Annotated in this window: 29 protein-coding genes; 2 read left to right on the top strand and 27 right to left on the bottom strand. The window is 63.1% G+C overall.

Annotated features, from left to right (window positions below; genetic code table 11):
• Window positions 1-460 precede the first annotated feature (460 nt).
• From QRN52_RS22485 to QRN52_RS22445, 9 genes are all read right to left on the bottom strand, one after another.
• Window positions 461-763 (bottom strand): DUF4193 domain-containing protein, encoded by a 303-nt coding sequence (locus tag QRN52_RS22485; RefSeq protein ID WP_059388261.1) that lies wholly within the window; start codon window positions 761-763, stop codon window positions 461-463.
• Between the two features lie 143 nt (window positions 764-906).
• Window positions 907-1,083: a hypothetical protein gene (locus QRN52_RS22480; protein WP_284755972.1), complete on the bottom strand. Its 177-nt coding sequence runs from the start codon at window positions 1,081-1,083 to the stop codon at window positions 907-909.
• A gap of 56 nt (window positions 1,084-1,139) precedes the next feature.
• Complete coding sequence (locus tag QRN52_RS22475) at window positions 1,140-1,991, bottom strand: DUF6454 family protein (RefSeq protein WP_284755970.1); 852 nt, start codon at window positions 1,989-1,991, stop codon at window positions 1,140-1,142.
• A complete protein-coding gene (locus QRN52_RS22470; RefSeq protein WP_284755969.1) occupies window positions 1,972-3,519 on the bottom strand; it encodes an inositol monophosphatase family protein in 1,548 nt (515 codons plus the stop codon). The genes QRN52_RS22475 and QRN52_RS22470 overlap by 20 nt, the downstream gene beginning before the upstream one ends.
• Window positions 3,516-4,595, bottom strand: a complete 1,080-nt coding sequence (locus QRN52_RS22465; protein ID WP_284755967.1) for an ABC transporter ATP-binding protein — start codon at window positions 4,593-4,595, stop codon at window positions 3,516-3,518. The genes QRN52_RS22470 and QRN52_RS22465 overlap by 4 nt, the downstream gene beginning before the upstream one ends.
• Window positions 4,596-4,626: 31 nt before the next feature.
• Window positions 4,627-5,478, bottom strand: coding sequence for an ABC transporter permease (locus tag QRN52_RS22460; RefSeq protein WP_284755965.1), 852 nt, complete (start codon window positions 5,476-5,478; stop codon window positions 4,627-4,629).
• Complete coding sequence (locus QRN52_RS22455; protein WP_284755963.1) at window positions 5,478-6,440, bottom strand: ABC transporter permease; 963 nt, start codon at window positions 6,438-6,440, stop codon at window positions 5,478-5,480. Before QRN52_RS22455 ends, QRN52_RS22460 begins: the two co-directional genes overlap by 1 nt.
• A complete protein-coding gene (locus tag QRN52_RS22450; protein ID WP_284755962.1) occupies window positions 6,437-7,597 on the bottom strand; it encodes an extracellular solute-binding protein in 1,161 nt (386 codons plus the stop codon). Before QRN52_RS22450 ends, QRN52_RS22455 begins: the two co-directional genes overlap by 4 nt.
• 173 nt (window positions 7,598-7,770) lie before the next feature.
• Window positions 7,771-8,589, bottom strand: a complete 819-nt coding sequence (locus QRN52_RS22445) for a COG4705 family protein (RefSeq protein WP_284755961.1) — start codon at window positions 8,587-8,589, stop codon at window positions 7,771-7,773.
• A gap of 117 nt (window positions 8,590-8,706) precedes the next feature.
• On the opposite strand from QRN52_RS22445, the gene QRN52_RS22440 reads away from it, so the two are divergent.
• Window positions 8,707-9,021 (top strand): hypothetical protein, encoded by a 315-nt coding sequence (locus QRN52_RS22440; RefSeq protein ID WP_284755960.1) that lies wholly within the window; start codon window positions 8,707-8,709, stop codon window positions 9,019-9,021.
• A 20-nt stretch (window positions 9,022-9,041) separates the two neighbouring features.
• Here QRN52_RS22440 and QRN52_RS22435 read toward each other — a convergent pair whose 3' ends face one another.
• From QRN52_RS22435 to QRN52_RS22405, 7 genes are all read right to left on the bottom strand, one after another.
• On the bottom strand, window positions 9,042-9,359 hold the full coding sequence (locus tag QRN52_RS22435) for an ArsR/SmtB family transcription factor (RefSeq protein WP_284755959.1): 318 nt from the start codon (window positions 9,357-9,359) through the stop codon (window positions 9,042-9,044).
• Window positions 9,356-9,838, bottom strand: coding sequence for an SRPBCC family protein (locus QRN52_RS22430; protein WP_284755957.1), 483 nt, complete (start codon window positions 9,836-9,838; stop codon window positions 9,356-9,358). The genes QRN52_RS22435 and QRN52_RS22430 overlap by 4 nt, the downstream gene beginning before the upstream one ends.
• 94 nt (window positions 9,839-9,932) lie before the next feature.
• Entirely contained in the window at window positions 9,933-10,604 is a 672-nt protein-coding gene (locus QRN52_RS22425; RefSeq protein WP_284755955.1) for a response regulator, read from the bottom strand.
• Window positions 10,601-12,250, bottom strand: a complete 1,650-nt coding sequence (locus QRN52_RS22420; RefSeq protein ID WP_284755979.1) for an ATP-binding protein — start codon at window positions 12,248-12,250, stop codon at window positions 10,601-10,603. Before QRN52_RS22420 ends, QRN52_RS22425 begins: the two co-directional genes overlap by 4 nt.
• A gap of 59 nt (window positions 12,251-12,309) precedes the next feature.
• A complete protein-coding gene (locus QRN52_RS22415) occupies window positions 12,310-13,692 on the bottom strand; it encodes an amidase (RefSeq protein WP_284755953.1) in 1,383 nt (460 codons plus the stop codon).
• Window positions 13,685-13,873 (bottom strand): hypothetical protein, encoded by a 189-nt coding sequence (locus QRN52_RS22410; RefSeq protein ID WP_284755951.1) that lies wholly within the window; start codon window positions 13,871-13,873, stop codon window positions 13,685-13,687. The genes QRN52_RS22415 and QRN52_RS22410 overlap by 8 nt, the downstream gene beginning before the upstream one ends.
• Window positions 13,870-15,273: an amidohydrolase family protein gene (locus tag QRN52_RS22405; RefSeq protein ID WP_284755949.1), complete on the bottom strand. Its 1,404-nt coding sequence runs from the start codon at window positions 15,271-15,273 to the stop codon at window positions 13,870-13,872. Before QRN52_RS22405 ends, QRN52_RS22410 begins: the two co-directional genes overlap by 4 nt.
• 81 nt (window positions 15,274-15,354) lie before the next feature.
• Here QRN52_RS22405 and QRN52_RS22400 point away from each other — a divergent pair, with 81 nt between their 5' ends.
• Window positions 15,355-16,275: a polysaccharide deacetylase family protein gene (locus QRN52_RS22400; RefSeq protein ID WP_284755947.1), complete on the top strand. Its 921-nt coding sequence runs from the start codon at window positions 15,355-15,357 to the stop codon at window positions 16,273-16,275.
• Here QRN52_RS22400 and QRN52_RS22395 read toward each other — a convergent pair.
• The 11 genes from QRN52_RS22395 to QRN52_RS22345 form a co-directional block, all read right to left on the bottom strand.
• Window positions 16,265-17,062, bottom strand: a complete 798-nt coding sequence (locus QRN52_RS22395) for a maleate cis-trans isomerase family protein (protein ID WP_284755978.1) — start codon at window positions 17,060-17,062, stop codon at window positions 16,265-16,267. The genes QRN52_RS22400 and QRN52_RS22395 overlap by 11 nt on opposite strands.
• The gene (locus QRN52_RS22390; RefSeq protein ID WP_284755945.1) at window positions 16,987-17,604 is read right to left on the bottom strand and encodes a helix-turn-helix domain-containing protein; all 618 of its coding nucleotides are present in this window, start codon (window positions 17,602-17,604) and stop codon (window positions 16,987-16,989) included. Before QRN52_RS22390 ends, QRN52_RS22395 begins: the two co-directional genes overlap by 76 nt.
• 152 nt (window positions 17,605-17,756) lie before the next feature.
• A complete protein-coding gene (locus tag QRN52_RS22385) occupies window positions 17,757-18,497 on the bottom strand; it encodes an aldolase/citrate lyase family protein (RefSeq protein ID WP_284755943.1) in 741 nt (246 codons plus the stop codon).
• Window positions 18,497-18,898, bottom strand: coding sequence for a cupin domain-containing protein (locus tag QRN52_RS22380; RefSeq protein WP_284755942.1), 402 nt, complete (start codon window positions 18,896-18,898; stop codon window positions 18,497-18,499). Before QRN52_RS22380 ends, QRN52_RS22385 begins: the two co-directional genes overlap by 1 nt.
• Before the next feature lie 29 nt (window positions 18,899-18,927).
• A complete protein-coding gene (locus QRN52_RS22375; RefSeq protein WP_284755940.1) occupies window positions 18,928-19,851 on the bottom strand; it encodes a polysaccharide deacetylase family protein in 924 nt (307 codons plus the stop codon).
• A gap of 84 nt (window positions 19,852-19,935) precedes the next feature.
• Entirely contained in the window at window positions 19,936-20,760 is an 825-nt protein-coding gene (locus QRN52_RS22370) for an MBL fold metallo-hydrolase (RefSeq protein WP_284755939.1), read from the bottom strand.
• Window positions 20,761-20,771: 11 nt separating this feature from the next.
• Entirely contained in the window at window positions 20,772-21,497 is a 726-nt protein-coding gene (locus QRN52_RS22365; RefSeq protein WP_284755937.1) for an MBL fold metallo-hydrolase, read from the bottom strand.
• A 28-nt stretch (window positions 21,498-21,525) separates the two neighbouring features.
• A complete protein-coding gene (locus tag QRN52_RS22360) occupies window positions 21,526-22,200 on the bottom strand; it encodes a cysteine hydrolase family protein (protein ID WP_284755936.1) in 675 nt (224 codons plus the stop codon).
• Between the two features lie 106 nt (window positions 22,201-22,306).
• Window positions 22,307-23,899: an ABC transporter substrate-binding protein gene (locus QRN52_RS22355; RefSeq protein WP_284755934.1), complete on the bottom strand. Its 1,593-nt coding sequence runs from the start codon at window positions 23,897-23,899 to the stop codon at window positions 22,307-22,309.
• A 73-nt stretch (window positions 23,900-23,972) separates the two neighbouring features.
• Complete coding sequence (locus tag QRN52_RS22350) at window positions 23,973-24,788, bottom strand: MBL fold metallo-hydrolase (protein ID WP_269994770.1); 816 nt, start codon at window positions 24,786-24,788, stop codon at window positions 23,973-23,975.
• Window positions 24,789-24,798: 10 nt separating this feature from the next.
• Window positions 24,799-25,623 (bottom strand): MBL fold metallo-hydrolase, encoded by an 825-nt coding sequence (locus tag QRN52_RS22345; protein ID WP_284755931.1) that lies wholly within the window; start codon window positions 25,621-25,623, stop codon window positions 24,799-24,801.
• Between the last annotated feature and the right edge of the window lie 37 nt (window positions 25,624-25,660).

Here is a 25,660-nt window from a genome sequence, read left to right as displayed (position 1 = left end):
CCTGGCACCACGGAGGACCCACCACCCAGGCCAACGGGGCAGGCCTGTGCGAAGCCTGCAACCACACCAAAGAACTCCCCGGCTGGACAGCAACAACCGGGACAGCACGAACTTGGACAGCAACGACACCCCCCGGGACACGGCATGTCCTCGACATCCGCACCCCAACGGGACACCACTACCGATCAACAGCCCCGCCCCCGCCAGGAACCGGGCTATCCATGACCACGGCGGCGCCAGATTCCAGGCACCACCGACGCAAGCTCCGACACCATGCAAAGGCGCTTAAATACGCCCAACCCGCCAGACTACAAGCCGCCTGAGCGGCTCAGGCGAGCAGCACGCTGCTTACCAATTAGGCGCGCCGCAAGTGCGCCGGGTCCCGCGGGCACGCAAAAGCCCTACCTGACTGGTTTGGCGTTGCCGGTTCCAGTCGAGCAGGGCTGCTTTGCGTGCGGGTTTAGCCTTCGCAGTCGCGGCAGTACTTGAGGCCGTTCTTTTCCAGCGCGATCTGCGACCGGTGACGGACCAGGAAGCACGATGAACACGTGAATTCATCGGACTGCTCCGGGACAACGATGACGGTCAGTTCTTCGCCGGACAGATCGGCGCCCGGAAGGTCGATGCCCTCGGCTGTGTCGTTCTCGTCGATGTCGATGACAGCAGTCTGGGCACCGGAGCCGCGCGACGCCTGAAGGGCCTCGAGCGATTCGGCGGGAGACTCTTCTTCGGTCTTGCGTGGGGCGTCGTAATCGGTAGCCATTGTTGTGGTTCACTTTCGTTGCTGCATAGTGCCATTTCAGGCACCTCAGTGAAGCAGTTTAGGGCATATTACACGCCATCAACGAATAGTGTGTTCAACAAGACATCTGGCCACGTAAGAACCTCGGAATCCCGGGGTTTTTGCTACTCCGCGGCGCGGATTTTCCGCGCTTGGGCGTCGGCGATGGCCACACCGCTGAGCGCCGGGAGCCAGCCGTAGCGGGTGGTTTCAGTGGCTCCGGAGGCCCCCTGCTCGGCGGCGTCGTAGAAGTAGGCAGCTTCGATCCAGGCGCTCACCTTGGACATGATGGATACGATCATGCGGCCACGCTATCGAGGCCGAGTTCGGGACCCGTTTCCGGTCTGTCACGGCTGTGTTAAATGATCCTGTAGCTCAGTATCCGCGTACCGCCGTCGTCGTAACCGTCATCCGGCGCCGCGTGAATCAACAGCCCGGATTCATCCGCGGTGACGGTGACAGGGTTGCGGGTGATGACGTGACCGGCACCGCTGAACACGCTGATGGGCACGTCCCGTTTGATTCTTTGCCGCAGCGGTTCCACCAGGGCCAGTCCTCCGAGTTCAAGGACACCACCATCAACCTGCGGCAACAGGGAAATCCCGCTGCACAGCAGGAGTCCCGGACCGAGGAGCTGTGCATCCTGGTAGTCGACGAAATGGCCGGGGTTCTCCCATGCGTCCAGCAGACGGCCTTCCGTGTCCCAGGTGTAGAGCTGCCGGGAACCCCAGCTTCCGCCGAACACCAGGTTCAGTCCGGCATCGCGGACGATCCAACCGATGTGGTCGTCCACGCGGAACCGCTCGCGGACCTCGAAGGTGTCCGGATCGATCGTGTAGATGATGCTTCTGCTCGCGGCCCGGTATTCGGCGACGGAAACCCACACGTGGTCGCCGTCGAAATCGATACCACCGGGGTGATACGCCGCGTCCTCGCCCACAGGAATGTCGCGTAGCAGCCCGCCGTCCGGCCCGAGGACGAACACGTGCCCGTTCCCCCGCCCGGGGGTGCGCAGCGTCGGATCCGCCGCAGGGCGCGGCGCATCGAGGATCTCAACGGACGACAAGAAGGTCAGTCCCTTGGCGAACGCCATGCCCTGCGGGTGGTACGTCGGAAAGCCGAGGCGGATCTCCCCAAGCAGTTCGAAGCGGCTCCGCCGGTCAATCGCGGAAACGGCGTCGGAGAGGAGCTCAATTGCCGGCGTCGTCATTTGCCTGGCGCCACAGTTCGTAAAGCTCGGCCGAGTATTCCGGACGGGCCGCAAGCACTCCGCCTTGTTCCGGGAACGTGTCCTTCTCGCCTTCGGCATTGAGGACGATGCCTCCGGCCTCTTGAACAACGAGCGTCGCCGCCAGGTGGTCGATCGGGCTGAAACTCCCGATGATTGCCCCCGCGCCACGCCCGGCTGCTACGCCAACCACCGTCATGGTCGCCGATCCCATGATCCGCATGATGCTGTGCCGCTCGCCGAGCTCCGCGAGCAGTTCCAGCATTCCGGGCCACGGCAAGTGCCCGGCGAGTTCGGTTGCCACCACGGTTCCGGCCAGGGCCGCCGTCGAAACTCCCGCGGGAGCCAGCGATAGCGGCTTCCCGTTCAGCCAGGCACCGTGCCCGGCCCACCCTTCGAAAATCTCGCCACGCCAAGGATCTGCGACGACGGCCACCGCGGGCTTGCGGTCCACAGCCAAGGCAAGCGAGAACGCCGTCCAGGGAATCTGGTTCACGTAGTTGGTGGTTCCGTCGACGGGATCAAGGTACCAGCACGGTGCGCCGGGCACTGCGACTCCGCCCATTTCCTCGCCAACTACAGTGTGGCCGGGAAGGCGGGCGGCAATCACCTCGCGGACGTGGCGCTCGACGGCGACATCGACTTCCGTGACCAGATCAGCGGGGTGCGCCTTGGTTGAGACCTGGCCGCGATCGGCGTCGCGCATGTATCCGACGGCCCATTCGGCCAGTTCCAACGCGACTTTCCGGGACTCAAGAACCTCGTCTCCGGCCAGTCCCCCGGGAGCCTGAGCTGATACCCATGCCTGCGGGTCTTCGGCGATGGCGCTTTGCAACAGGTCCAGTTGGTTGCTCGTGATCGAATCCACGCCGAGTCCCAATGCCCAGCGCATGTTTTCCAAGTCGTCCACGGTCCAGCACGCAACTTTTGCTCCCGCGGCGTGGATCTGCTCGACCATGTCCTTGCTGAGGACCACGTGCTCGGAATTGACGAACTCGGGACGCAGTTCGGCGAGCAGCTCTTCCGGCGGGGCGATCCTCTTGCTCCAGGGGAGCCAGATCCGGGCGTCCCGGTCGAGGGCACGGATGATCCGCATTCCGTCCAGGTTCCCGCACCAAGCCACTTCAATGCCGCTTTCGCGTACGACGGCGGCAGCCGCCTCTGCGGGGCCGGCCTCGTCCATGTCGATGAGCAAGGTTGACCGGCTGCCGCGGAAAAGTTCGAGGGCTTCGGAAAGCAGCGGGATTCGTTCCTCACCGGCGCCCAGTTGCCTGATGCGGTCATAGTCGACGTCCGCAACGTCGGCGTCGAGGCTCCAGATCCTGAGCAGCGAGGCATCGTGGAGCAGGATCACCTGCCCGTCCTTCGTTACCCGGACGTCCACTTCCACGAGGTCCGCACCCGCGTCGATGGCTGACGCGATGGCGGGCAAAGTGTTCTCCAGGTATTTGCTGGAGTCGCCCCGGTGGGCTGCGGCCCGGGTCCTTTTGGTGTCGATCGTGTTGCTCACAGTGCGGCACCTGCCTCTCCTACCAGGCGTCCGTCCCGGAAGGTCATGGCCTTGCGGATCCCCGCATATGTCCGCAAGCCGGGCCGCATGGGTTCACCGTTGACAAAGCTGCGGAGCAGGGCGTCGGCCCTGCGCACGTACACTTCCTGGAAGTGTCCGCGCGGGACCACCCTCTCGACGGTCGCCGGGACGGCACCTGCGAACGGCGCGTCTGCCAGGATGACGTCCTCGGGTCGGATCCCGAGAACGTCCGGGCCCGCGGTGATGAGTCCGTCCTTGAGCGAGCCTTCCAGACGGTTCATGCTGCCGATGAAGGTGGCCACGAACTCGGTTTCCGGGCGGGCATAGAGCGCTTCCGGAGTGCTGTATTGCTCGATCCGGCCCGCATTCATCACGGCGATGCGGTCCGACATGGACATCGCCTCTTCCTGGTCGTGCGTGACGATGACCGTGGTGATGCCCAGCTCCTGCTGGATCTTGCGGATGTCTTCGCGCACTTTGACACGCAGTTTCGCGTCCAGATTGCTCAAGGGTTCGTCAAGGAGCAAGAGCTTCGGCTCCTGGACGAGTGCCCTGGCCAATGCCACGCGTTGCTGCTCGCCACCGGAAATGCGGGCGGGCTTGGAATCCTTGTGGTGCAAAAGGCTGACCAACTCCAGGACGGCTTCCACCCTGTCCTTGATTTCGGCCTTGGACATTTTGCGGAGCTTCAGCGGGAAGCCGACGTTCTTGGCCACGGTCATGTGGGGCCACAGCGCGTAGTTTTGGAACACCATGGCGCTGGGGCGGTTCTCCGCTCCGAGGTGCGAGACCTCCTGGCCTTCCACCTCAATGGAGCCGGAGTCCGGCTCGAGGAAGCCAGCAATCATGCGCAGCGTCGTTGTCTTACCGCAGCCGGAGGGCCCCAGCAAGGAGACCAGTTCGCCCTCCTTCACCGACAGATCGAGGTTGTCGATGATGGTGCGGCCGCCGAGGATCTTGTGGAGGCCGCGGATGGTGAGGCCGCCGCCCGACGCCGGGGTGCCCGGCTTCGTGGGGCTGACGGGTGGTTTAGTCAATGGTTCGTGGATTGTCATGGGTTCTCTGTCTGACATTGAGCGCGGTGCGCTATTTGATCTGGAAGCCTTCGGCGAGCTGGCCGCCGAGGATGTGCTTGTGCGCCGCGAGCATGAGGGCCACGGAGGGAATGGCCAGCAGGATCGAGAAGACGGCAGCCACCTGGGTGGGGTAGTTCAGCACGAGGCTGTACATCTGGGTCGGCATGGTCATGAAAGCCGGCGCACCCACCAAGTATGTTCCTTGTGCTTCGTCGAAGGACGCAAGGAAGGACATCACGGCAGCGACGATAATCCCGGGGAGGGCCATGGGGAGCGTCACTGAGGCGAACACGCGCAATTTGGAGGCTCCGGCGTCGCGGGCTGCTTCCTCAAGGTTGCGCGGCACGGCAGCGAACGCTGCCGCCGGGATCCACGTCATGAAGACCACCGTGCCCAGGACGTGCACCACCAGGATTCCCAGCACGGTGTTCATGAGGTTCAAGGCGTAGAAGAGCGCCGCAAGGGTGACGAACAAGCCCATCTTGGGAAAGGCGTTGGTCGCGAACAGGCTGATCAGGAAGAATCTGCGTCCGGGAAAATCAAAGCGGGCGAAGGCGTAGGCCGCGGGCAAGCAAATGATCGCAGACACAAGGACGGTCAGCGGGGCGAAGAACAAGGAGTTCTGCACCGCGATGCCGAGCGCGCCGTCGTTGACCACCACTTGCCACCAACGCAGCGTCCAGTCATCGGGAAGGAGATTGGGGAAGGTCCAGTTGCCCGCGAAGGCGCGGACGCCCAGCCAGAGCAGCGGGCCAAGGATGAAAACGACCATGAGGACCACGAACAGGCCCACCAGGGCACTCCGGACAATCGAGTCCAGCGTGAGCGGCCTGCGGGTCCGGGAAGCAGCAGTAATAGCCATCAGGCTTTCCCCTGTTCCTTCGCGGAACGGAAGTTTGCCCACACGTAGAGCGCGGCGATTCCGGAGGCGATCAGGAAGACGGTGAAAGCCATGACTGCCGACTGCTGGGGCTGGTTGAAGGCAGAGAAGTAGTTGGACATGTCCACTCCGAGCATGTTCGGTGAATTGGGCCCGGTGAAGTACGGAACCGTGAACGATCCAACAATTCCTATCGCAGTAAACGTCGTCGCGATGATGATGGGAACGGCGGCCATGGGAACGATCACTGAAACGATCGTGCGCAAGGAGCCGGCACCGGCGTCGCGGGCTGCTTCGATCATGGCGTTTGGCACGGACTGCAGCCCGGAGGAGACCATGAGCACAGCGAAAGGCAGTGAAGTCCAGACCGAGCCGATGATGACCGTCACCATGGTGAATGCCCACACGGGGAAGTCAACCCCGAAGAGCGCGAAGACACTCCGCAGGAAACCCGTGCCGGAGTAGAACGTCAAGATCGCCCACGAGGCGATGACCACCGGGATGAAGAGCGGCACGATCGCCAGTCCGGAGAGAAGCCGGGCCATTCGACCGCCCTTGAGCTTGAGGTAGAGCCCAATGCCCAAGGCCAGGAAGATGACCGTCGCCGTGCTGACCAGCGTCACGATGACGGTGACCAGGAGGTCTCCGAGGAAACGTTTGTTGGTGAACATTTCTTGGTACGCCGCGAGGGTCCCCCACCAGGCGTCTGCCTCGTGCACGTTCTGGCCAATGGTGGCGATGGTGTGGTTCAACCCGCCGGTCAGGCCGATGCTGAACCCGAAGGCGAGAACGATCGGGAAGCCGACGAAGATCGCAATCAACAGGATCGGCGGCAGTGCCATGAAGAACCCGACGGCGCGCTGGCCCAGGCGTTTAGGGCGCGTGACACCAGCCGGCGGAACTGTTTGTTGCAGTTCCGCCGGCTTGTGAAGCGTGGTTGTCACTGGCCGGGAACCTTCTGGTCCCAGAGGTTGTTCAGGTCTTTGCCCATCTGGTCGAAGTAGCCCTTACGCAGGTTGTTGGTGTCTGCGTCCTTGAACTTGTCCTTCACATCAGCCGGCAGCTTGTCCAGGCTGATGGCCGGGAAACCGGACATTTCCTTGATGATCATGGTCTGCGCGTCGGGCGAGAGTACGAAGTTGGCAAGCTTCAGCGCGGCCTCCTGTCGGGGCGAGGACTTGGGAATGCCCAGGTACGCCGCACCGCCGGTGAAGGACGGGTTGCTGATCTGGGTGGCCTTCACGGTGGACGGGATCTGGCCGTTGGTCAAGCCCGTGATGAACTGGTCAGACCATACGGGAGCCATGGAGATCTGTCCCTTGGCGAGCAAGTCAAGGGTCTGCTGGTTGCCGTTGGGGTAGACACCGCTCTGGAAGACGGACGAGTTGAGGTCCTTCAACGTCGCGAAGCCCTGGTCCCAGTACTTCTCGAGGTCCTTCTCGTAGCCCACCGTCATCTTGGCGCGGGCGTCTGCAGGGACGAACTTGTCCAAAACGGTGGCAACGAATGCACCGCCGGATCCTCCGGACTTGGGCGAGTTGTAGGTGAACTTGCCCGGGTTTGCCTTGATCCAGGCGAGCAGATCGTCAAGGGTCTTCGGCGGAGAGGCAACCGTCTTGGTGTCATAGGCCAGGAGCACTGCGGAGCCGCGGTACGGGATGCCACCCGTGCCGCCGGCCTTGATGACGTCCTTCGGGACATCGTTCAGTGCCGGAATCGTCTGGGAACTTACGGACGTTAGCAGATTGGCTGCGGAGGCCTTGGAAACAAAACCGCCATCCACGAGGTCGAAATCAGGTTCCTTGTTCTGCTCCGTGGCGCTGGTCAGTTTCGCCAGGGTCTGGGCATCGTGCTCGCCGTGCAGATCGAGGGTGACCTTCACGTTGTAGCCGGGGTTGGCCTTTTCGAAGGCGGGAACGAGGCTCTTCTCCCACAGGTTCTGGACGTTGGTGTCCCCGCTGATGAATACGGTGATCGTCTTGTCCGGGGATGCGCTGGCGCCATTGTTCTGGGCCGAAGCGGTACTGCTTTGGGCGCAGCCGGTCACAGCGGTGGCTGCAACAACGGCGACGGCGGCCGCTGCTAGAAAGCGGTTGGTCATGGTGTTCCTTCATCTTGAACCGAAAAGTCCCCCAAGTGCAGGAACTACCTTCCAAGGGCAAGGTGAAGGAGTGGGTCATGGGCAATGAATCCGTGGTTAACCGGAAACAGAATTCACGCAAATATGTCAGGACATGCGAACATCCGGGTGAAACCGAGCGGTACCGGATCGCCCTACTTGCGGGCTCGCTTCCAATTGATCGTCAGGAACGTGACCAGGACGGCTATCGCCGCGGCGAGGGCCAGGCTGACGGGGCCGGTGCCCCAGTCGAGTCCCCCTCGGTCAGGGGTAACGGCGGTCCAATCGGAGAAGGACGCCCCCAATGGACGGGTCAGGATGTACGCGAACCAAAAGGCCGGGATCGCCGCCAACAGCCGACGCCAATGGGCGAGTGCCGGAATAGCGATGACAACCGCGAACATGATGCCCGAGGCGAGGTAGCCCAAGCCCAGCGAGTAGGCAGTCAGGTCTCCGGTAGCCGTACCGAGCGCGAAGGTTGTCAGCACCGCAGCCCAGTAAAAGGACTCCCGACGCCGGGTGGTGATGCTGTGGATGGAGAGGGTCTTCTCGCTCCGGTGCCAGAGCAGGAAAACGACGGCGAGCGCCACGGTGAAGAACAGGGTCGACGCCAGGTAGGGGACGCCAAGCCCGACGTGGACGGCATCCGCAGCCATGGTCCCAAACACACTGACCATCGCGACGGCGGTCCAATACACCCAGGGGATGTACCGGCGCACACGGAACTGCAGGACCAGCGAAATCACCAGTGCCGCGAACCCGAGGCCCAAAGCGATCTCGGGCTCGAAGCGGTGGACAAGGAAATCGGATGTCGTTTCGCCCATCCCGGTGGTGAGGATCTTCACTACCCAGAACAAGACGGTTACCTCGGGTACTTTCGAGGCAGAGGCTCGGGAGACGGCGTTCTGCAGTTGATCGCCAACAGCTACAGTGTCCTTGGCCCGCGGGCTAGCGGTGAGTTCTTCGGGCATCATGGCCCTCATTGTTCATGGCTTTCCCGAGCGTTTCCCGAATATGACACGCGGCGCGGCGGGCTGACACGGCAACGCGTCCCCCAAGCAACCCCGCCCGATTCGCGGGATAATGGAACTATGGCCGATCAGGATCAGGATCCTTGGGACGAGTTCGACAGGCTCAAGCCCGCGGGACACGATCGTGTCCAGGGCTACCCGGGAGGAGAACCTTTGGGTTTTGGCTTCCAGACGGGTGTGCGGAGCGCAAGGGTGGCCTTTGGTTTCGCCGTCTACACGCTGGTCCTCGGAACCATTCTGGTCCTCGTCGGGATCATCGACTTTATCGGCACCGGCGAATTGCTGTGGCTCGGATTGATGGTCCTCATCGAGGCCGCCTTCGTCTATGGCTTCATCCAATTGGCGCACCAAGCGCGTAATCGGCGCTCGACTTAGCCCACCCCGTTGTCGAAGAACTACAACCCTTCCGCGATCCGCTTGATCGCGACCAGGCGGCGGTCCCACTCGGCGCCGATGCGCTCGAGCCTGCGCGCCGTTTCGCTTAGCTGCGAGCCGAGCACCCTGTAGCGCAGTTCACGACCGACGCGCAGCGATTCAACGAGTCCGGCCTCCTGCAGCACGGCGAGGTGCTTGGCGATCGCTTGTCGGGTGACCGGGAGCCGCCCGGCGAGGGCCGACGCCGATGCGTCGCCTTCGCCGAGGGCAACCAGGATGCTCCACCTCGTCTCGTCTCCGAGCGCGGCGAACACTGGAACCAGGGTGCTCGTTGTCACGACCCACCCTCGACATAAGCGGCCAGTTCGTCGAGTTCCGAGTCCCAGCCCTGGCGGTGGCTCTCCATGTTGAAGGCCGGATCGCTCGTCGTGTCGAAGCCGGTCTCGACGACGGTGAGCCTCGTTCCGCCGTCGAGCGCTTCAAGCGTAAAGCGGAATACGGTCGAGTGGTCAGGGTCGACCTCGGCCGATTGCGTACCGCGTGCGTCGTCATTGCTCCAGCGGTAGGCGATCATTCGCGGTGGGTCGAGCTCCTCGATCAGGACCGGGAAGGCACCGTACCCTTCGAAAGAGAAGACACCGCGGGCGCCGACGGCGACCTCGTCGAGGACGGCGGTTTGTCCGAACCACCGCGCGATGTGCTCGGCCTCGGTGATCGCGGCCCAAACCTTCTCGATTGGTGCCGCGATGGTGATGGTGCGCCTCACGGTGAATTCGCCCGCGTCGACGACGGAGGCCTGGTTTGCAGTCATAGTCATGATTCTGTTCCTTTCAGTCAGTTACTGCAACTACAGGGTTGCATTAACTCACCGAAAGAGCAACCTCTAGGTTGCAGATCGCGACCGTCGGTCCTCAACCCTTGCGCGGCAGATACGTGTTCACGGGTCGCCCCGTCGAACCGTAGGCCAAATGCAGGTCAACGAGTCCCTTGCGTTCGAGTTCACAGAGATAGCGCTGGGCCGTGGGGCGGCTGATGCCGACGGTGCCCGCAATCTCCGAGGCCCCCAAAGGCTCCGTGGAGTGAACCACCATGTCGAGGACTTTTTGCATGGTGGGTGGCAGGCGCCGGGGTCCTTTGGCAGGGGGAGCCGTCCGGCGCAGGCTGAAGAGCTGGTCCACGGTCGCCTGATCGGCCACGGTCCGGGACTCCGCCTCCTGCCGCCAGCGCCGATAGGCCTCGAGCTGGGTCTGCAGTTGCTCGAAGCCGAACGGTTTGACGAGGTAGTACACCGCTCCCCCACGCATGGCAGCCCTTACGGTCTCAAGGTCCCGTGCGGCAGTGATCATGACGGCGTCGAGTTTTTCGCCGGCTCCCTGAAGGGACCGCAGCAAGCTGATTCCATCTTCATCTGGAAGGTAGACATCGAGGAGAAGCAGGTCTGGTTTGAGCCGCTGCACCGCTTCCCTGGCCTCCGCCGCGGTGTGGGCCTCGCCGACGCATTCGTATCCCTCGATTTTGGCCACGCGGCTACCGTGGATGCGCGCTACGCGGAAGTCGTCGTCGACTACCAAGGTGCGGATCATTCGATCGATTTTCCTGTCATGACGGTGGTTTCGGATTCCATGTGCGGTTCCGGCAACCAAATTTCAAAGCGTCCCCCGGGGCCCGGGAAAACATCCATGGTGCCTCCTGCACGGTGAACGATCCGGCTCACCAGTGCAAGGCCTATCCCACGTCGCATCCCCGGCCGCGGTTCCTTGGTGGTGAATCCGTCGGCGGTGATCGTGCCCACCAATTCTGCAGGAACGCCGGGCCCGTTGTCGGTCACGCAGATGAAAATGCCCGAGGAATCGTCCAGCTGGATGGTCACCTCACGGGGCGCGGGTTGCTCGGCGAGGATCTCGACGGCGTTGTCCAGCAGGTTCCCGACGATCGTCAGCAGCGCTTGAGTTTCGAGGAACGGTTGGCGCAGCTGCGAGTCGTCAGTCACCGATATCTCGACATCCTGCTCAGCGGCCACGGTGATTTTCGCGAGCAGCAGGGCCGCGAGCTCCGGCGGTTCGATCCGCGAGCGCAGTCCTTCGCCAAGTGAGCGCGAGGTGTCCGAAATCCGCGATACGAAATTCCGGGCCTGGTCCACGTCTCCAAGTTCCAACAGTCCGTCCACCACGTGGAGACGGTTGGCGTACTCATGCTCTTGTGCGCGCAAAGCTTCCATCAGGCCTTCGACCGAGCGAAGGTCACGCACCAGGCCCTCAACCTCGGTGCGGTCGCGCAATGTGACCACCGAACCTATGCTCCTTCCAGCCAAGGCAACGGACATCCGGTTCACCACCAGCAAGGCGTCCTCGGTGATCACGATCTGGTCGGAACCGCTGATCTGGCCGGTCAAGAGGGAACGAAGCCTCCCGGCAGGCAGGAGATCCTCGATCTTCTCTCCCAGCACGTTTTCTTCCAGGTGAAGCAGGGAGCGCGCCTCGGAGTTGATCACGGTGACCCGGCCGTCGTCGTCGAACCCGATCATCGCTTCACGGATGCCGTGCAGCAGGGCTTCGCGTTCTTGCAGCAGGGACGCGATCTCCACCGGCTCGAGATCGAAGGTGACCCGTTTGATCCTGCGCGCCAGCAGGGCCGAACCCATGGCGCTGATCACCAGCACCACTGCTGAATAACCGGCAATCAGCAACACCTGTTTGGTGAGCTCGCTGCTTTCCGTGGTCTCAAGGATTCCCACCGAGACCTGCCCGACGACGGTCCCGTCCGCCGCGCGCACCGGCGCCTTGGCGTTGACCGAGTCACCGAGACTGCCTTTGTCGATTCCGACATGGGTCTGCCCGTCAAGTACGGCGACGGGTTCTTCCAAGGTCTGCCCGATGAGGTTTGGGTTCGGGTGGGAGTACCGGACACCTTTCCGGTCGGTGACCACGACGTAGTCCGGCTGGGCCTGGGACTGGACCTTGCTCGCAATCGCCTGAATCGAGTGCGTGGGATCTCCGTTCCCCAAGGACGTCACGATCTCCGGCATTTGCGCCACCGTCGTGGCGATCCCCAGCGCCCGGAGCCTGTACTGGTCTTCGAGGGTCTGGTTACTGATCTGGGTGTAAAGAAGCGCGCCCAACGTGACTGTCACAAAGAGGATGCAGAGCAACCACACCAGGATCTGTGAGGCAAGGGGCCGAGCCTTCCAGCGCGCGCCGAAAAACCGCAAGCCACGCAACTCTGGCTGCACCGCCAACCTCTTCCTACTCTCCTAGTAGCTTATGTGACAAAGTTCACGGCTACTACGGCTCAGCGGCGCACCGGCACCTTGGCATGCCACGAGGCGTGTTTCTCATAGACGTGCGCGATGCCCAAGAGATCCGCCTCCGCGAATTCCCGTCCCAGGAAATGCATCCCCACCGGCTGTCCTCCCGCTAATCCGCACGGGATGCTGAGTCCGGGCATTCCGGTGAGGTTGGCCGGCGAGAGCATCATGAGCGCGCTGGAGAGGGAATCCTTCCCCGTTGAGCCGGTGAGCGAATGGGACATGTCAGCTTCGATCGGCGCGATGGACGGCAGCGTCGGGGACACCAAAGCCTGGACTCCCGCGAGGTCCATGGCAGTCCGCAGGGAGGCACGAAGATACGAGCGCACTTGATGTGCCAACTGGACGTCCTCGCGCGGCACCAAGGCGCCGGTTTCGATCATGACGCGGGTTCCGCGGAGATACTTGTCAGCGCCTCCGGCCAATAGTTCGCGATGGTGTTCGACCGATTCGGACAGCGAAATCGCCAAGCTTGCCGGCAGGGCCATCTTCAGTTCTGGGAGGGACACCTCAACAAGCTCCACCCCGAGTCCTTGCAAAACAATCAGAGCCTGTTCAAGGACCGCGGCCACGTCCGGGGTAACCTCCCACTCGGCCCAGGCGCCACGATCCACCGCCACGCGGGTCAAGCCAGGTATCGCGTCCGGAAGCACCATCTCCTGAAGCAGCGGCACCGCCTCTGGACCGACCATGCCTTGGAGCATCGCACCGCAATCCGCCACGCTTCGAGTGATCGGACCGATGTGGTCGAGGGTATGGCTGACGTTGAGCACCCCCGATCCGTCCACCAGTCCGGCCGTCGCTTTCAGGCCCACCAGCCCGTTCACCGATGCCGGATTCCGCACGGATCCGCCGGTATCCGTGCCCAGGGCGCCCGGCGCGCTCCCGACAGCCACGGCCACCCCCGAACCGATGCTGGAACCGCCCGCGTAGCGCTCTGCTGCCCACGGATTTTTCGACGGCGGGGTCCCTTGTCCGAAGGCGAACTCGTGAGTCACCGTCTTGCCCAGGATTACTGCCCCGTTCCGCCTCAAGTGCCGGACCACGCCGGCGTCGTCGGAAGCAACGCGGCCCCTGAGCGCCAGGGACCCGCCTTCAGCCGGCATCCCGTACACGTCGATGACGTCCTTCACGCCAAGCGGAATCCCGTGGAGCGGTCCGATGAACTCGCCGCGCGCCCCGCTATCGTCCGCGGCGCGGGCCGCGTTTCGGGCGCCTTGCCGGTCGACGTAGGCCCACGCATGCACTGAATCTTCCGTGGCCTCGAGCCGACCAATGACGGATTCCACGAGTTCGGCTGCGGAAAGCTCGCCACGGCGCAGGAGTCCGGATGCCTCCGTGATTCCCAGTTCCCACGCTTCAGTCATTCGCGCCACCTCCCGGGCCTTCCTGCAAACGTCGGGGGTCGAAATCGGCCCTCAACGTGGCCATGCCGCGCTGAAAGTCATTGAATGAGCGTTCGACGGCGGCCGCGTCCTCCCGCTGGATGGCCTCGCCAACCAGCTCGATGAGTCGCGCGGACTGCTCCGGGGTCAGTTGCCCGTTCACCGGCGCGCCGCCGGAGTCAGCCGACCGTCCCGCACCACGCAGACGCCGCCGACGAAGACGAACCGTACGTCCCGGAAGTCTTCGGCGCTGGCGACGACGACGTCGGCATCCCGTCCCGCTTCAATCCGCCCGCCGTTTGGCGCAATCCCCGGAATCAATCCCGTCACCGCCGTCGTTGCCATGGCCACTGCTCCGGCCAAGGATCGATAGCCGTGCTCGGCGACATCCTGCACGGCCGAGATCAGTTCGTCGTGATGGCCCTCGTGGCCGTAGTCCGTGGCGAGGACATCTACGAGTCCGGGCTCCTGCAGCAAGACATCCCAGTGTTCCCGCGTGGTCACGGTCTGTTTGCGGTGCAGGAGGTCGAAAACCGAGACTTCGGCCGGCCAACCGTGGTCCCTGCCGAGCTTGGCCAGCGCAAGCGCCTCCGCGGGAGTGTGCGAGGGGTGGTTGGCGTGGGAGGCAATGACGCTCGCTTTGGCGCCTGGTCTCCGGGACCCGCCTGCCTTGGCCCGTGGTGTCCCGTCCATGAGTTCGCGCATGACCCGGGCTGTCGCGGCTGCACTGTGTACAATCGCCGGGACGCCGAACCTAGCCGCGGCCTGGACGCCCTCCCGGATGCCGTTGAGTGCCGGTTCGATGGAAGGCAACACGGAATCAGCGATGATTTTCCGCAATTCGACGAGGTCGATGTGTCCTTCCAAGCCGGCTTCGGCGGCCGCGGCGCGCAGTTCGGCCATGTCGCAAGCCTCGGGATCGATGAACCGGCCGAGGACGGCTTCCTTCATCCGCCGGGCCTGCGCCGAGTGCACGCGCACGCCGCTCGCCCTTTCGATGGCGCGGGGGATGTAGCTCAGGTCCTGCCCTCCCCCGCCGAGGGTCTGTCCGCCGCCGAGCTCGCCGATCGCGATCGCACCGTCGTCGAGCATCTTCTCCACCGTGCTGTGGCCGGACTGGGCGGGCAGCCCCCTGCCGTCGGCCATCCGTGCTGCCCGCTCAGCCTCGGGCAAGTACGTCGTTGCTCCACGGACATGGACCGCATGGCGGCGGTCCGCTTCCCGGACATGGTCCATGGTGCAAAAACCGCAAAGGTTCAGCACTGTAGTGGTTCCCGCAAGGAGGTGGCGGTCAAGATTCGCCAGCCACCCGTCGTCGGGCAGCGCGGGGGCACCGCTGGGCATGAGCGGACCCGGGGTCACCCCGTGGACGTGGCTATTGATGAGACCGGGCACGACGACGCATCCGCTCGCGTCGATCACCTCGCCGTCGAAGGCCTGGTCGTGGTCCCAACGCTCGAGAACGTCGGCGACGTGCCCGTCGCGCAGGATGACTGCTCCTGATTCGACCACCGTATTGCCTGTGCCTGGCACGACGGTGCCACCGTGGATGAGCGTAGACATTCGACTCCCTATCGATTACGTTCATGATATCGAAGTATCTTCACTATAACCACAGAGAATAAGCACAGAGGAGATTCCACAGTGCCAGTCCCCTCCACCGCTCGGGATTTCGTGGGCTACGGCGAGCATCCACCGGAGTTTCGCTGGCCCGGGGGTGCACGCGTTGCCGTGTCCCTGGTGATCAATGTCGAAGACGGAGCGGAGCGCAGCATGGCCCGCGGAGGCCCAGCGGACGATCTTGGCGCCCACTGGATCAATCACCCCGCCCACCCCACGGTCCGGAATCTCACGCTCGAATCGGCTTTCGAATACGGATCAAGGGCAGGTATCTGGCGGGTGTTGCGGATATTGAGGCGCCACGACGCGAGGGCAACTGCTTTCTGCTGTGCCACGGCGCTTGAGCAAAACCCGCAGATCGCTGCTGCGCTCGTCAGGGACGGCCACGAAATTGCCGACCACGGCTACAACTGGGATACCCACGCCGGGCTCGCTCCCGAGGAGGAACACGCGCTCATTACCGCGTCCCGCGACTCCATCGCCAAGAGCACCGGCGTTCCGCCCACGAGCTGGTACTCGCGCGACGGACTCAACCCGGGCACGCGGGACATCCTCGCCGCCGCCGGATTCATGTATGAGTCCAATAGCTTCAACGACGACTTGCCGCATTGTGGAACCGGGATGGACAATGCGGGGAACGACGGAACCGGGTTGCCGGTGCTGCCCTACGCCGGTGACACCAACGACTCGGGCCTCTTCAGGCAGTTCCCCACGGCCACCGCATTCGCCCGCCAATTGTGCGGCACGCTGGACATGATGCTCACTGACAGCCGACCCTGCCCGTCCGTCATGAACGTGGGCTTGCACCCGCGACTCATTGGCCGCCCTGCCTACGCAACCGCCCTGGACACATTCTTGTCCCACGCGGGCAAAAACTCAGCGTGGATCGCGACGCGTTCGCAGATCATCGAGGCTTGGCTGCTCAATACGAGCCCTAAACGCTAGCGAGCAGCGCGCCCCATCCCGGGATCGGGCGCGCAGTTCCGGCCAGCCGGAGGAGATGCCACAGCGTGGCTGTTGCGCTGTCGACCACGGGCACGCCGAACTCGGCTTCGAAGCCGGCAGCCAGATAGGCGGAGCGAAGGTTCGTCCCGATACAGACCACCGCGTCGACGTCGGAACCAAAGGCGGGCTTCATGAGCGCGCCGATTTCCGTGCCGGACATCCGCGAGATTTCCGGATTGGACATTGACCTCGCGGGCACCGACGAACGGACTACTTCCAGGCCGCTGGCTGCGTACTCACGTTCAATGAGTGCCACGATGCCCGCGGGGCCGGGAAAAACGACGGCGACCCGGCCGGCGTCGAGCGCTTCCAGGGCGGCAACAAGCGCCAGGGATGCGGTGGTGGCCGGGGCGCCAGTGGCCTCCGTCAATGAGTCGACGAGCGCCCGGTCGCCTTCGAGGCCGGTCCAGGATCCCGACGTTCCGTGGAACGCGATGGCACCCAGCTCGGCATCGCTGAGCAGTGACGGCGCGTCGCCGAGAACCTTCGCATCGATGCGGTCATCGAGGTCCGCGGGGAGCCGGAAGCGGCTGTAGTGGACGCCGACGTCGGGCGATCCGGCCAGGATGTCGGCTGTCAGGGACTCCGCGTTGGAGTTCGACGACGGCACAAGCATCCCCAAGCGGGAAGACGGGCCAGGCGGGCGGCTGGTCAATGCGATTTGCCCAGCGACGGCGGCGTCGAGATCGCCACCATGACCGCCGCGGTGTCCGTGAGGTTGCTCCACCAATGCGGCAACGTGGCGTCATAGGTCAGGCTGTCGCCCTCGCCCAAAGTGAATTCCTGCCCGCCGACACTCGCTACGAGTGTGCCGGTCTGGACCACGACGCATTCCTCACCCTCGTGCGAATGCGGAACCTCCGCGCCGTCGAAATGCGCGGGGATGGTCATGTTGATGACGCCAAGCTTTCGGTCCGCATCCGGCACGATCAGTTCCATGACGATTCCCTGAGAAGGAATCTCGATGCGGCGGCGATCGGCCCGGCGCACCAGCATGTGGTTCTGGGTCTCGCTGGGATCGGTAAACATCCTCGCCAGCGGCACACCGAGGGAATTGGCCAGGCGAAGGAGCGTGGCGAATGACGGATTACCGATGCCGCGCTCGATCTGGCTGATCAGTCCGGCGCTGACGCCGGCCCGGTCCGCCAATTCCTCGACCGTGAATCGCCCGGCACGCTGTTCCTTGAGCATGGCCCCCAAGTGGGTGATCCACAGGTTGCGGTGCAGAGTGTCATCGTCGTCGACTTTAACAACTTCCGTGCTTCCCAATACGGCTCCTCAGTGTTCCAGCACTCATCAGTATATCGAAGACTCGTCAACTAAACGAAGAATCCGGGCTGGATCCTCCGGCGTCGAGCCCTTCTTCATCGTCACAGCATGCCAGCATCGGCATCGCTGCAGAAGAACCACGCGGTTCATTTTCACAGGGAGTCACACCTCGTGACGCGCGTCTCCGGCGCGACGGCTGCAGCCAGCTGCGCGATCATCGAGGCGAGCTCCCGCTCCCAGTACACCGCGGCGCGATCGGCCCCCCGGGCATGGACATCGCCGGCACTGGCAATGTCGGCTGCGGGAAGGCCCACGCTCTGGCCGGCAGCGCCGAGGACATCAACGACGCGCTGGACGGATTCCTCAAGCGCGACCGCCCCGGGCCTCCCCTGCTTCAGCAGTTCGCTTGCAAGGTCCGTGGGACCTACCCAACCGCCGTCGAAACACTCCAACGCCACGAAGTCTTCGACGGCGTCGATGGCTTCCACCGTCTCAAACAGCACCGACAGCCGGGGCTCCAGCGAATAGTCCGCACCGAACGCCGAGGCGAAGGAAGCCTGTTTCGGCCGGAACCCATGAGGGCCGAACCTTGTCGCCCGGTAGGCCCGTTCGAGTTCTTTCGGATGCCGCACCCTGGGGAGCACGATCTCGTCCACACCCGTGTTGGCGAACGCCACCAAGGTCATGTCATCAAGGTCAGGGACACGGACGGCAACCCGGGTATTGGCGCCGGACAGCCGCTGGACCGCATCGGCGCATTGCTGCAGCGTCAATGTTGTCTGTTCCGCGTCGAGGACCAAGAAATCCAGGTTTCGGTAGGCAACCACGGACAACAGCGTGGGGGTCGGCTCGGCAGTGATGAGTCCAACCTGCCGGACCAACGACGTCGCCATCACTCGTCCGCCACGAACTGCCAGTCGGCGGGCTTGCTGACGCCGACAACCAGGTTGACGTCTTCGTCGCCGTCGTTGGTAATGCCATGGGTAGTCCCTCGGGGAATGTAGATGCCATCTCCTGGCTTGGCCCGGTACTCGGTATCGCCCAGAAGGACGAGGGGCTCGCCCGAAATGACCACGTAGAACTCGGAGGCATCGGGGTGGTGATGGCAGAGATGATGTTGTCCGGGGAGGATCCTGCCCCAACTGACGCATAGGTCGTCCGAGCCGCTCAGGTCACGCGAGATGAGCGTGGAGACGAGGCCTTGGTCCCTTTGTCCGCGAAGTCCGGTCTTCTCCAACGCCGTAAAACCTTGTTCATTGACGTTGTGGACCAAGCGTGAAATATCCGTGGCCATTGGAGTCCTTCCTCCAGGCATTGACGTAGTCACGCGCGGCCTTCGTACGCTGCTTCGAGCCGGCCTGCGGCAGGCGGGTTGGCGATCCACCACCGGGCAATTTCCTCCCTCGTGGCGAACCAAACGTCGTTCCGCGCACGCGCATACTCCAGGAAGCGCCTGACGCCCAAGGCGACGCTGGGCCGCCCGCCGATGCGCAAGTGCACTCCTACGGACATCATCCTGGGTACGGTTTCCCCTTCGATCAGAAGGCAGTCGAGGCTGTCCTTCAGTACATTGAAGAAGTCATCCGCTGTCCCGAGGCTTCCGGGGCCCCAAAACCTCGCGTCATTCGTGTCACCCGAGTAAGGGACCACCAGGTGGCGGGAGTCTCCGGCTGAGACAAAATACGGCAGGTCATCCGCGTAGGAATTCGAGTCATAGAGAAAGCCCTCGTCTTTGAGGATCGCACGGGTGTTCTCCGTGATTCCTTCGCGGACGTACCAACCTACGGGCCGGACACCCGAGACTCCCTCGATCGCCGCTACGCAGGCCCGGATTTCGGCGAGTTCTTCGGCCGGAGTCATTCCGACGGTTCCCCGCCATTTGTAGCCGTGGGCGCAGATCTCGTGTCCATCGCGCACGATCGCCTGGGCGGCCTCCGGGTTTCGTTCCAGGGCTACGCCGCACGCCATGAATGTCGCGGGCACGTTGTAGTCCCGGAGCAAAGCCAAAAAGCGCCAGATGCCTACCCTGCTGCCGTACTCGAAGAAGGATTCCTTCATCAAGCTCCGCCGGCCCGGATCCGAAGACCAACCACCGAAAATCGTGACGTCTTCATCGCTTTCATCACCGGCTTCTATGGAGCTCTCCGCGCCTTCCTCGTAGTTGATGACCATGGAGACGGCCACCTTGGCACCATTCGGCCAAGTCACGACCGGGGGGTTTTCCCCGTATCCAATGAGGTCTCGCATTGACTCACTCCTTGCCGTTCGTCGCTATCAATCGAAGCGTCGCATTCTAGAATTCATTATATTGAACTGAACTTCACTATACAATCAGCGGCCTTCCGCATAGACCTTCCTGTGCGCGGCCAGTGACGTCCTGAGCATTCCGTCGACGTCGTCGATCACGTTGCCGTGGGCCGGGCCGATCAGTTTCGTGGGAAGCGTGTCCAGTACTGCTTCAATGCCGTCGAAGGCATCGCTGACGTCCACGAACTTCGTCCAGTAGAGAGCCCGGCCAGTGCCATACGCCGCTTGGTCCACCGTGGGAGGTTCCGGCATCTCGCCGGACAACAGGCGGCATTGACCGGGAAGGTGGACCGGTTCGTCGTCGTCCTCTGCTGCCCCGTCTCCGCGCGCTGCGGGGACATCGTGGATAAAGGAGAAGCCGTCCGAAACAAACATCATCCGGGCGCCGTCGTCATGGCCCCAGAGAGTGTTCTCCAGGTCCCGGATGAAGGCCGGAAGGAAGCGGAACTCCCGATCGCCAAGATCGATCCGGCTGCCTGCCGCCTGCGTCCGGAACCTTGAGCGGTATTCGGGGAAATGCAGATGGTAATCACGGACGTCACCCACCACGAGCGCCTCGGGATACTTGTCCAACAGGGCAGGCAGATTCCCGGCGTGCGGGATCTCGGGATGGGTCGGAAAGACATAATCCAAGGGCCGTTCACCAAGAACCAATTCCAGTTGGGCAAGAAGAACAGCACGGTGAGCCGGATCCCCCGTGTCCACCAAGAGCGTCGCCTTGGAGCCCACCAACAGGTATGAGGAGACGTGATAGTGGACTTCCTGGCCCTGGGCGTTGGCCGACAGGCAGCCACCCAGCCAGTAAGTTCCGTCGGCAAGCCAACGGAGTTCGACTGCATCGTACTTCACTGGACCTTCATTCACTGGATACCCATTTCCTCGATTGCCCGCGCGAGCTCGCCTGCCTGCTCAAGGCACAGGTCCCTGCCAACAAAGGGAGTTCCGTAGCCGGGGCCGACGGCGCGGACATCGCGGTCACGGAAGACGTCGCCAACGTTCCTGGCGATCGGCCCGGTATCCGCCCCTGTAAACCAGCGGAATTTCCGGAGCCCCTCACGGGCCTCGGGGCCGGCACCCCCGCCGTGGGTAAACGCATCCGAGGTCAGCAGCGCGCCCGATTCCGGATCGAAAACCCAGAGCGTCGGCAGGAGCCGGAGCAGCGGTGAGACGAGTTCGACGACGACGCCGTCCAGCACTTCTACACGCCTCGATGTCCCCGGATCCACGGCAATCCGCCTGGATTCAGCCTTCGAACGGGGCACGGTGATTCCGCCCGTGTACCAGACCGCGTCGACCGCAAAGTGTTCCTCGATGGCCGGGATGTTGAGGCAGCATTCCATTTCTGTCCTGGTGAGGACAATGGATAGGGGCTCTCCCGGTGAAAGCAACCGATCAAGCTGTTCGATGATGTCGTCCTGATGAAGGCGTATGCCGGTGTCTACCAGCACTGAACCGGACGGGCCCTTGATCAAGTAGCAGTTCACCGCTTGCGTACGCCGTACGCCGTGCGGGCACCAGCTCACGTGCTCGTCCAATTCGATGTCCCCGCCGAGCCGGTAGATCCGGCCGCTGAGCAAACCGCCCATTTTCGCTCCTTCCCTTGGATCCGGATGTTCAGGAGGTGCTGGCCGTCTCCCAGACGGCAATAGCTTCATCGAGGGTGCAGACGTCGTGCCGGGCCCGCATGACGGTCAACGCGGCATCGTGTACCACCGTGTCGTAGGCTCCCACCGCGTCCTCGAGCAGCACGGCATAGAAGTCGTTGTGCACGGCGTCGCGCAGGGTTGCTTCCACACAGCCACCGGTGGAAACGCCCACGAGCGCCACCGACTCAATCCCCTGGCTGCGCAGCAGCAAGGCGAGTTCGGTGGCAATGAAAGCGCTGGGGCGTCGTTTGGTGATGACGACTTCCCCGTCTTCGGGCATGCAGGGTTCGCAAAATTCCGTCGCGGGGTCGCCTTTGGCACTGAGCTTGCCGAGGTCGATAGGGCGGCCGTTCGCCGCGGTATAGAGGGCACGCAACCAGGCCGCCGGAGAACTTGCGCCGTCGGGAAGGTTCTCGACGCGAATATGGAAAACCGGCACCCGGTTGGCCCGTGCGGCGGTGATGGCACGGCCGCATTTTTCGACAACGGACGGCATCATGCTCATGTCATGCCCGGAATCCCCAATTGCGCCTCCGTGCGAAACAGCTCCTACCTGCATGTCGATGACAACCAAGGCGGTGGTGGCGGGATCGAGCAGTTCCTCCAGGGTGTCGCGGACGGGTTTGCCGCAGATTTCAATCATGGTCTTCTTCCTTCAAGCGGATCCGGGGTCATGGGGAAACCGGGGTCGGGTGAGTTCTGGCCGGCGGTCGCCCGCCGGCCAGAACTACGTGTTTCATAGGGTTTTGTTACTTGCCCAGACCGGCGAAATAGACCTGGTCGTTGGTGAGCGGTACCGCTCCCGTCAGGGTGTCCTGCTTGACGATCAGGTTCCGGACTTCCACCAAGGAGAGAATCGGAGCGCCCTGGTCAACCAATCCGGCCATCTTCTTAAGCAGGGCCGCCCGCTGGTCTGTGTTCGTGCTGGGGGTAGCGGCCAGCTGAGTCCGTGTGGCATCGAATTCAGGATTGGACCATCCGGTGCTATTGCTCGGAGCTCCGGTGGAGTAGAACGCGTAGGTGTAGAAGGCAGGGTCAGCGATGACGATCGGCTCGGAGTACAGGACGGCCTGGAAGCGGCCGTCGATGAGTGCGGAGGAGAAGTCGGTCGGGCTCGCCACATTCAACAGCTGCACCGTGATGCCCACCTTCGCCAGCATGGACTGGATGAGGACGGCTGAACTCTTCGCGACGGGACCCGGGCGGCTCACGCTGTAGCTCAATGTCAGCGGGAACCCGTTCGCGTACTGGGTCTGTGCCAGCAGCTTCTTGGCCCCGTCGGGGTCGTATTTGTAGGTGGGCGAATCCTTCACCGTCGGAAAGATCGAGCCCGCAGGGTCCGCGAGGCCGGCATAGGCGCCCTTGGCCAGGGCGGCCCGGTCGATCGCCATGGAGACTGCCTGGCGAACCTTCTCGTCTGCCAGCGGACCGGTCTTCGTGTTGAACATCATGGTGTCGCGGGTCTGGCTGGTGCACTTGAGAACACTCACTCCGCTGACGCCGGTCATGGAACTGTATTGGTCATATTCGAAGCCGTTGGCAATCTGGGCCTCGCCGGTCTTCACCAATTGGGTCCGGGTTGCGGTGTCGGGAACGGCCTTGACCACAACACGCTTCACTGAGCCTCGATCGCCTCCCCAGTTCGGGTCCGCGGTCACGGTCAGGGACGTCCCGGGAGTAAACTCCTCGAGCTTCCACCCGCTGTAGTCGGCCAGGTTCTTCGAGAGCCACTTGTTTGCCGTCGGGTCATCCGGCGTGACGTGAAGTTTCGCTTCCTTGCTGTCGTGGATGTAGAAGAGATTGTTCTGCAGTGACTCGAGCGTGTATGACGTCGTCCCCAGGGTGTTGAGTTCAACAGTGCGGTCATCGATCACGGTGACGAGGTTGTCCACGTTGAATCCGCTGCTCTTGAGCGTCCCCTTCATGACGGGCTGCCGCACCATGCCAATCGCCAGGCTCCATTTCACGTCCTCAGCCGAGAGGGTGTTTCCAAATTGGCTTGTCAGCTTCCGCAGCTTGACGATGACCCCTTTGCCGTCCGTGGCGGGTACGGCGCTCTCGGCGAGCCGCCCGGTGACCGCGGTAGACGGCGTCGAGCATGATTGGTCATCAGTCGCGCCGGTTTTGTACTCCAGCAACTGGGAACCGAGGCCGCTGAGCACAACGTGTGATGCACTGCCGCCCCACGGGGCGGGGGTGAGGCTGTCCGGGAGGGCGCCGACCGCAATGACGACCGACTCCGGCTTGGCCAATGCTGCGGTGGGAGTGGCTCCCCCGCATCCGGTGAGCGACACAGCTGCCGCGGCTGCGACCCAGCCGAGCAATAAACGCGAATTCTTCATAAGCCTGGTTCCAATTTCTGTACAGAGGGAAAGGACGTGTTACGAGTAGTGCGCTGCTGATGTGGGCAGTGGATTAGTAACGGTAGGCGTGCTTGTGGCCGGCCCGGATGATGGGCGCCACCTCCGGAATATTGGTGATCACGTTGCCGTGGGTGGGCGCTACGATCTTGACCCCAAGGTCGTCCATCAGCTTGCCGACGCGGTCGTAAACCTGGTCGGCGTCGTTGGCGAATCTGGCCCAGTACAACGCGCTGCCGGTAAAGAAGGCTGCGTTCTCGACCGCGATGGGTGCCGAGAGTTCATCTGTTGTCAGGCCACATTCGCCGGGGAGGTGCACCGGATCCTCATCATCGAGTTCCGGGCGGTGCATGTAGCAAAAACCGTCGGCCGTGAAAAGCACGCCCGACTTCGGTACGAAGCCCCATTGGGTATTTGGCAGGTCCCTGATCATGGCCTCGACGATCACGAATTCATACCCGCCGCCGAGATCCACTTTGTCCCCGGGAACCCGGGCATGAAGGTTGGGCACGATCTGCGGGTAGAAGAGGTGGTAGTCCCGGATGTCGCCGACAACCTTGATATCGGGGTACTTCTCCACGAGGCGCGGAAGGTTTCCCGTGTGCGGAAGCTCCGGATGCGTCGGGAAGACGTAGCTCAGCGGCTTGTCCCCCAGCAACCCGTCAAGGGTTTCGGAAATGATGTTCCAGCTGGAGGGGTTGCCCGTATCAATGAGGATCGACGACTCGGTCCCTTGTGCGAGGTACGTGGAGGTGTGCCCGTGGATAACGCGGTCCTGGAGGTGGAACGGCAGGCATGAACTCATCCAGGTGACTCCGTCGGCTACCTCACGCGGAAGGTCGCGGCTCATGGTTTCTACTAGTTCTTCCATCGGGATTCTCCTATGCCTTTTCCGGTGTCAGCGCGGCGAGCATGAAATCAAGGTGCCGGCGGACGAGCTCACGCCCGCGGATCACGCAACCGCGGGAAGGGGCGATGGTCTCTGGGGCCAGCGTCTCGAACTTGTCCGAGAGCCATTCCCGGAGCGGCTCGCACGTGGCCCGAGGGATCCATTCGTATTTCGCATAGAGGTGCTCGGCGACCTGCTTGGCCGTGGTGGTGTCCTGGGCGATCGAGTCGATGATGCGGGAACCGTCCGGGCTCGTCATGGTGCCGTGGGTGAAGGTATCGGAGGTGAAGATGGTTCCGGTATTCGCGTCCCAGCCCCAGAAGGTCGGGAGGAGCCGCAGGAGCGGCGACTCGATGGTCAAGTGACGGCCCGGCGCCACCTCGATCTCGGGAGTGCGGGCCATGGAATCTCCGCCCTCTCCCTTCTGGTCGATCTGCTGCCGGCGGCCTCGGAGCGCGAGCCGGCTGAGGTCATCAAAGGCATCGAAGGGGTTGATGGCGCCGCCGGTGAAGAGGCGTTCGATGTCGAACTTCCCGGCAATGGGTTCCAGGTTCGAAACGCAGTCCATCTCGCTCCGCGTGAAAAACATGGAGAGCCGGCCGTCGTCGTCGAGCAGTTCAACCAGGTCGTCAAGGATTTCCTGGCTGTGGACTGCGAGCCCGGTGTCGACCAACAACCGGCCGGACCCTTCGCTGAGGAGATAGCAATTCGACGGCTGGAAGCCGCTTGCTCCGGCCGGCACCCAGCTCACGCGGCCGTCGAGCGGAATGGTTCCACCGAGGGCGATAACTTTATCTTCATGAACTTTAGTGAACATATCTTCAATCTATTGAAGTCGGGAGACGTCTGTCAAG

The organism is Arthrobacter sp. efr-133-R2A-120, from assembly GCF_030209835.1.
In the GTDB taxonomy this organism is placed as follows: domain Bacteria; phylum Actinomycetota; class Actinomycetes; order Actinomycetales; family Micrococcaceae; genus Arthrobacter.
Note: the sequence above shows the minus strand (reverse complement) of the source record. Positions and strands in the feature narration are given on the sequence as shown.

What these genes read in the sequence shown, in the direction of transcription:
- QRN52_RS22375 (WP_284755940.1), bottom strand. Translation starts at nt 19,851, where the DNA reads ATGCGAGACCTCATTGGATACGGGGAAAACCCCCCGGTCGTGACTTGG.
- QRN52_RS22360 (WP_284755936.1), bottom strand. Translation starts at nt 22,200, where the DNA reads ATGATTGAAATCTGCGGCAAACCCGTCCGCGACACCCTGGAGGAACTG.
- QRN52_RS22415 (WP_284755953.1), bottom strand. Translation starts at nt 13,692, where the DNA reads ATGACTGAAGCGTGGGAACTGGGAATCACGGAGGCATCCGGACTCCTG.
- QRN52_RS22460 (WP_284755965.1), bottom strand. Translation starts at nt 5,478, where the DNA reads ATGGCTATTACTGCTGCTTCCCGGACCCGCAGGCCGCTCACGCTGGAC.
- QRN52_RS22355 (WP_284755934.1), bottom strand. Translation starts at nt 23,899, where the DNA reads ATGAAGAATTCGCGTTTATTGCTCGGCTGGGTCGCAGCCGCGGCAGCT.
- QRN52_RS22480 (WP_284755972.1), bottom strand. Translation starts at nt 1,083, where the DNA reads ATGATCGTATCCATCATGTCCAAGGTGAGCGCCTGGATCGAAGCTGCC.
- QRN52_RS22365 (WP_284755937.1), bottom strand. Translation starts at nt 21,497, where the DNA reads ATGGGCGGTTTGCTCAGCGGCCGGATCTACCGGCTCGGCGGGGACATC.
- QRN52_RS22385 (WP_284755943.1), bottom strand. Translation starts at nt 18,497, where the DNA reads ATGGCGACGTCGTTGGTCCGGCAGGTTGGACTCATCACTGCCGAGCCG.
- QRN52_RS22380 (WP_284755942.1), bottom strand. Translation starts at nt 18,898, where the DNA reads ATGGCCACGGATATTTCACGCTTGGTCCACAACGTCAATGAACAAGGT.
- QRN52_RS22440 (WP_284755960.1), top strand. Translation starts at nt 8,707, where the DNA reads ATGGCCGATCAGGATCAGGATCCTTGGGACGAGTTCGACAGGCTCAAG.
- QRN52_RS22430 (WP_284755957.1), bottom strand. Translation starts at nt 9,838, where the DNA reads ATGACTATGACTGCAAACCAGGCCTCCGTCGTCGACGCGGGCGAATTC.
- QRN52_RS22485 (WP_059388261.1), bottom strand. Translation starts at nt 763, where the DNA reads ATGGCTACCGATTACGACGCCCCACGCAAGACCGAAGAAGAGTCTCCC.
- QRN52_RS22345 (WP_284755931.1), bottom strand. Translation starts at nt 25,623, where the DNA reads ATGTTCACTAAAGTTCATGAAGATAAAGTTATCGCCCTCGGTGGAACC.
- QRN52_RS22445 (WP_284755961.1), bottom strand. Translation starts at nt 8,589, where the DNA reads ATGATGCCCGAAGAACTCACCGCTAGCCCGCGGGCCAAGGACACTGTA.
- QRN52_RS22350 (WP_269994770.1), bottom strand. Translation starts at nt 24,788, where the DNA reads ATGGAAGAACTAGTAGAAACCATGAGCCGCGACCTTCCGCGTGAGGTA.
- QRN52_RS22475 (WP_284755970.1), bottom strand. Translation starts at nt 1,991, where the DNA reads ATGACGACGCCGGCAATTGAGCTCCTCTCCGACGCCGTTTCCGCGATT.
- QRN52_RS22405 (WP_284755949.1), bottom strand. Translation starts at nt 15,273, where the DNA reads ATGTCTACGCTCATCCACGGTGGCACCGTCGTGCCAGGCACAGGCAAT.
- QRN52_RS22450 (WP_284755962.1), bottom strand. Translation starts at nt 7,597, where the DNA reads ATGACCAACCGCTTTCTAGCAGCGGCCGCCGTCGCCGTTGTTGCAGCC.
- QRN52_RS22465 (WP_284755967.1), bottom strand. Translation starts at nt 4,595, where the DNA reads ATGACAATCCACGAACCATTGACTAAACCACCCGTCAGCCCCACGAAG.
- QRN52_RS22425 (WP_284755955.1), bottom strand. Translation starts at nt 10,604, where the DNA reads ATGATCCGCACCTTGGTAGTCGACGACGACTTCCGCGTAGCGCGCATC.